Raw genomic sequence first — 5,474 nt, 5'->3', positions numbered from 1 at the left:
CCCGATTTCTGGCGCAAAACCCAGCGGCTGGAAAGCCAACCAACGCAAGCTTGCGCCTTGGCTGTTCCTGACCCCCGGCGTTTTGATGTTTATGGTCTATGTGATCATGCCGATTTTCCAAAGCATGTGGATCAGCTTTTACGATTGGGATGGTCTGGGGGCGAAAACCTGGATCGGCATTGCCAATTATGTCGAGTTGATCGACGACGAGGCCTTCTACACCTCTTTCAAAAACAATATCCTTTGGCTGCTTTTGTATATGCTGGCGGTGCCTGCGGGGCTGATGATTGCGATTTTCCTCAATCAGACCATTCGCGGCATGCGGTTTTACAAGTCTTTGTTCTTCTTTCCCTTTGTGATCTCGCAAGTCGTGGTCGGCCTGATGTTTTCATGGTTTTACGCGCCAAACTTTGGCCTGTTGTATAATCTGATCGAATGGCTGACCGGCAGCGGCATCGCGATTTTGGCCGATGAGCGCTATGTCACCTACGGCATTATCGCAGCCGGTCTTTGGCCGCAGATTGCCTATGTGATGATCCTTTACCTGACAGGGCTGAACAACGTCGCCCCCGATCAGATTGAAGCGGCACGGCTGGACGGTGCCAAGGGGTGGAAGATGCTGTGGTATGTGATCATCCCGCAGCTGCGGCCTGCGACCTTTATCGCGGTGGTGGTGACGGTGATCGGCGCGCTGCGCTCGTTTGACCTTGTCAGCGTGATGACAGACGGCGGTCCTTACGGGTCCAGCCGGGTGCTGTCGTTCTATATGTATGAAAAGGCGCTGTCGGAATATGGCTTCCGCATGGGCTACGGGGCTGCAATCGCAGTGGTTTTGTTTGCGATTATGATGGTTTTCATTTCGGGCTTCATCTGGAAGATGTGGCGCGACGAGACGGAGCGCTAGCATGTTTCCCAGACCGATCGAACAGGCCTCGCCCGCCAAGCAATGGCTTTACACGGCTGCGGTGCCGGTAGCACTTTTCCTGTGGCTGTTGCCGCTGTTGGGGGTGGCTGTCACCTCGCTGCGCCCTGCCTCTGATCTGGCGGCGGGCAATTATTTCGGGCTGCCCTCGCATTTGGCCTTCGAGAATTATCTGGATGTGTTTCGCAACACGCCGATGGGGCAGTATATTCTGAACTCGTTCAAAGTCACGCTGCCGACGGTGATCGGCGCGGTGGGGCTGTCGTGCATGACGGGCTTTGCGCTGGCGGTGTACCGCTTTCCGTCCAACTTGATTATCTTTTTCATGTTTGTCGCGGGCAACTTTGTGCCGTTTCAAATCCTGATGGTGCCGGTGCGCGATCTGACCGTGCAGATGGGCATGTATAACACCTGGTATGGCTTGGCGCTGTTCCACATTGCGTTTCAGTCGGGGTTTTGCACGCTGTTCATGCGCAATTTCATCAAATCGCTGCCGTTTGAATTGATCGAGGCTGCGCGGGTGGAAGGCGTGGCCGAGTGGCGGATTTTCTGGTTCATCGTGTTGCCCTTGATGCGGCCTGCGATTGCGGCGCTGTCAGTGCTGGTCTTTACCTTTATCTGGAATGACTTTTTCTGGGCCACGGTGCTGACCTCTTCGCCGGATACCCAGCCGGTCACTGCGGGGCTTTCGTCGCTGAACGGGCAGTGGATCGCGCAGTGGCAGTTGGTCTCGGCCGGATCGATCCTGGCGGCCCTGCCGCCGGTGCTGATGTTCTTTGCGATGCAAAAGCATTTCATCGCGGGTTTGACCTTGGGGGCGGTAAAGTGAAGACTTGGCGTTTGGACGCGGGCGCGCAGACGCTGGTTTTTGCTTGCGACGATGGGCTTGCCCGCGTGGTCTATTGGGGCGCAGAGCTGCCAGAGACCGAAGATTTGGCCCAGATCGCGGCCTCGGCGCGCAATGATCTGACCGGCGGCATGATGGATGTGCTGGCCCCCCTTAGCCTGAGCCCCGATCAGGGCTTTGCGGGGCAGGCGGGGCTGGTTCTGACCGATGCGCTTGGCGCGCCGCTAGAGCCACGCTTTGCCTTTGATCGCGCCGAGATCTCGCCCAATAGCATCGCCTTTCATGCCCGTGCCGAAGGCCTGCGGCTGACGCATGTGATTAAGGCGCAGCCGACAGGGGTGTTTACCCTGCAAACCCTGCTTGAGGCGGACGCGCCCCTGCGGGTGCAATGGCTTGCCGCCCCCGTGCTGCCCGCGCCACAACTGGCTGATCATATGATCGATGTGGCAGGCCGCTGGATTGGCGAGTTTCGGTTGCAATCCGTGCCATGGTCCGCAGGCATTCGCCTGCGCGAGGCGCGCACGGGGCGCTCGGGGCATGAACATCCTCCTTATGTTTTGTTGCCCGAACTGGGGTGCAGCAAGACCGCTGGCCGTGCCTTTGGGCTGCATTATGCTTGGTCGGGTGGCCACCGTATGCTGGCCGAAGAGCTGCCCGACGGGCGGCGTCAGGTTCAATTTGGCCATGCCAGCGGCTCCGAGCGTGCGGCGGGCACCCGCTTTGCCTCTGCCGTGCTGATTGCTGCCTATTCTGACAGCGGGCTTGGCGGCATTGGTGCTGCGTTTCAGCGCGACATCCGCGACCGCGTGGTGCAATGGCCCGATCCCGCCCGCCCACGACCGGTGCATTACAACTGCTGGGAGGCGATCTATTTCAACCACAGCCTTGCCGACCTCAGCGCCATCGCCACCCGCGCTGCCGATCTGGGGGCCGAGCGTTTTGTGCTGGACGATGGTTGGTTCGGGCGGCGCGATGATGACACCACCTCTTTGGGCGATTGGGTCATGGACCGGCGCAAATGGCCCGAGGGGCTGGCGCCGCTGATCGCCCATGTCAAATCGCTTGGCATGAGCTTTGGGCTTTGGTTTGAACCCGAGATGGTCAACCCGGACTCTGATCTTTACCGCGCCCATCCCGACTGGCGCTTGGGGCCTGCCGATCAGGTCACTGGGCGCAATCAGATGGTGCTGGATATGGCCCGCCCCGAGGTGCGCAGCTATCTTTTCGACGCGATCTCGGCAATTTTGGCCGAATATGACATCGACTATATCAAATGGGATCACAACCGGCTGTTGCCTGTGGTCGATGCTGGCCAAGCGCTGGGCAGTTATGCGCTGCTGGATGCCTTGCGCGCGGCGCATCCAAATGTCGAGATTGAAAGCTGTGCTTCGGGGGGCGGGCGGATTGATGCGGGCATCTTGGCGCGCACGCATCGGGTTTGGCTTTCAGACAGCAATGACGCGCTTGAACGCTTGCGGATGCAGCATGATGCGGCGCTGTTTTTGCCCTCGGCCATCACCGGCTCGCATGTCGGGCCGCGCCATTGCCACACCTCGGGGCGGGTCTTGCCGATGGGGTTTCGGGCTTGGGTGGCGGCCGCGCGCCATATGGGCTTCGAGATGGACCCGCGCGAGCTGACAGAGCCCGAGGCCGCCGAGCTGCGCGCGATCACCGCTTGGTATAAGCAAAATCGCGCTTGGATGATGGCGGGGGTGATCCTGCCCTTGGACAGCGCCGATCCTGCGGTGGTGGCCGAGATGCAGCTTGCCGCCGACGGCAGCCGCTTTGTGGTCTTTGCAGGCCAAGCCGAGGCCTCGGAGCAGATCTTGCCACGCCCCTTGCGGCTGGCGGGGTTGGAGCCTGCCGCGCGCTATCAGCTGTGCTTGCGCAACCCGCAAGACCGCCCGCCGCAATCGCGCGGCCCGAATGCGCTGAAAACCGGGGCCTTGACCTTAAGCGGCGCGGCGCTGATGTCAGCTGGCATAACCCTGCCCGTGGCTTGGCCCGCGACGATGTGGGTCGTTGAAGCCATTCGTTTGTAAAGGAAAACCCCGATGCACGCCACCTATCCTGACCTGAACGGAAAATCGGTCTTCATCACCGGCGGCGGCTCTGGCATTGGCGCCAGCCTGACCGAAGGCCTGCTGCGCCAAGGGGCAAAGGTGGCGTTTTGCCAACGTTCGGATGCAAGCGCCTTTTGTGATGCGATGCAGGCAGCCACCGGCAATCGGCCGCTGTTTTTGCCCTGCGATATCACCGACATCACCGCCCTGCGCGGGGCGATTGCGCAGGCCGAGGCCGCGCATGGCCCGATTACGGTGCTGGTCAACAACGCCGCCAACGATCAGCGCCACGACAGTCTGGCGGTGGATGAGGCGTTTTGGGATTGGTCACAGGCGATCAACCTAAAAGCCTATTTCTTCGCCGCCCAAGCGGTGATCCCCTCGATGCAGGCGGCGGGTGGGGGCTCTATCATCAATTTCAGCTCGATCAGCTATATGATGGGCAATGCTGGCTATGTGGCCTATACGACAGCAAATTCCGGCATCAACGGCATGACCCGCACGCTTGCGCGCGAATTTGGCCCTGACCGCATTCGCGTCAATGCGCTGGCCCCGGGCTGGGTGCTGACGCAAAAGCAAAAGGATCTTTGGGTCACCCCCGAGGGCCTGCAAGCCCATTTGGACCGGCAATGCCTGAAAGACCCGCTTGCGCCCGAAGATATTGTGGGCGGCATGTTGTTTCTGGCCTCGGATGCCTCGAAAATGATGACGGGGCAGGCCTTGGTGATTGACGGCGGTGTGGTGGTGACGGGATGACACCAGACTGGATCGCAGTAGATTGGGGCACTTCGAACCTGCGGGTTTGGGCGATGCAGGGTGATCAGGTCTTGGCCCATAGCGCCTCGGATGAGGGGATGAGCAAGCTTGCTGCGCAAGACTTCGAGCCGGCATTGCTGCGGCTGATCGCGGGTTGGTTGGGGGCAGGGGTGATGCCAGTGATCGCTTGCGGCATGGTCGGTAGCCGTCAGGGCTGGCGCGAGGTGCCCTACCGTGCCGTTCCCTGTGCGCCGGTGCAGGCGGGCGCGCTGGCGGCAGTTGCCACGCTGGATCCAAGAATTTCGGTGCAGATCGTGGCGGGGCTGAAACAATCTGCGCCCGCCGATGTGATGCGCGGCGAAGAGACCCAGATCGCGGGTGCGCTTGCGGGACTTTCGGGCTTTGACGGGGTGTTTTGTCTGCCCGGTACCCATTCGAAATGGGTCGGTATCGCGCAGGGACAAGTGGCAGGTTTTCGCAGCTTTATCACTGGTGAGCTGTTTGCGCTTTTGGCCGAGCATTCGGTCTTGCGCCATGGTCTGAGCGGCGAAGGCTGGGACGATGCCGGTTTTGAACAGGGCGTCACCGAGGCTTTTGCCGCGCCTTTGGCAGGTACGGCGGCGCTTTTTGGTCTGCGGGCCGAGGGGCTGCTCACAGGTCTGGCTTCAGCTGCGGCGCGGGCAAGGCTGTCGGGGCTGCTGATCGGGGCTGAACTGGTCAGCGCGCGCGACTTTTGGGCCAACCGTCCGGTTGTGCTGATCGGGGCCAAAGCGCTGTCTGGCCTTTACGCCCAAGCGCTTGGCTTGCAAGGCATCGACTGCCAAAGTTTTGATGCCACCGCCTGCACGCTGGCCGGCCTATCCGCCGCGCGGTTGGGGTAGGGGGG

At 61.0% G+C, this 5,474-nt stretch carries 5 protein-coding genes; all 5 read left to right on the top strand.

Annotated features, from left to right (window positions below; translation table 11 throughout):
* The first annotated feature begins 4 nt into the window (after positions 1–4).
* Genes V7Q10_RS13490 through V7Q10_RS13470 form a run of 5 tightly spaced genes read left to right on the top strand, consistent with a single transcriptional unit; the run spans position 5 to position 5,469 of the window.
* A complete protein-coding gene (locus V7Q10_RS13490) occupies positions 5–904 on the top strand; it encodes a carbohydrate ABC transporter permease (protein ID WP_333869658.1) in 900 nt (299 codons plus the stop codon).
* 1 nt (position 905) lies between these two features.
* Entirely contained in the window at positions 906–1,751 is an 846-nt protein-coding gene (locus tag V7Q10_RS13485; protein ID WP_333869640.1) for a carbohydrate ABC transporter permease, read from the top strand.
* Positions 1,748–3,811, top strand: a complete 2,064-nt coding sequence (locus V7Q10_RS13480) for an alpha-galactosidase (RefSeq protein ID WP_333869639.1) — start codon at positions 1,748–1,750, stop codon at positions 3,809–3,811. Before V7Q10_RS13485 ends, V7Q10_RS13480 begins: the two co-directional genes overlap by 4 nt.
* 12 nt (positions 3,812–3,823) lie before the next feature.
* Positions 3,824–4,588: an SDR family NAD(P)-dependent oxidoreductase gene (locus V7Q10_RS13475; RefSeq protein ID WP_333869638.1), complete on the top strand. Its 765-nt coding sequence runs from the start codon at positions 3,824–3,826 to the stop codon at positions 4,586–4,588.
* Positions 4,585–5,469, top strand: coding sequence for a 2-dehydro-3-deoxygalactonokinase (locus V7Q10_RS13470; RefSeq protein ID WP_333869637.1), 885 nt, complete (start codon positions 4,585–4,587; stop codon positions 5,467–5,469). Before V7Q10_RS13475 ends, V7Q10_RS13470 begins: the two co-directional genes overlap by 4 nt.
* Positions 5,470–5,474: the final 5 nt, after the last annotated feature.

This window comes from Cypionkella sp., from assembly GCF_036782355.1.
Classification (GTDB): Bacteria; Pseudomonadota; Alphaproteobacteria; order Rhodobacterales; family Rhodobacteraceae; genus Cypionkella.
This window is presented reverse-complemented; position numbering and strand designations above follow the sequence as displayed.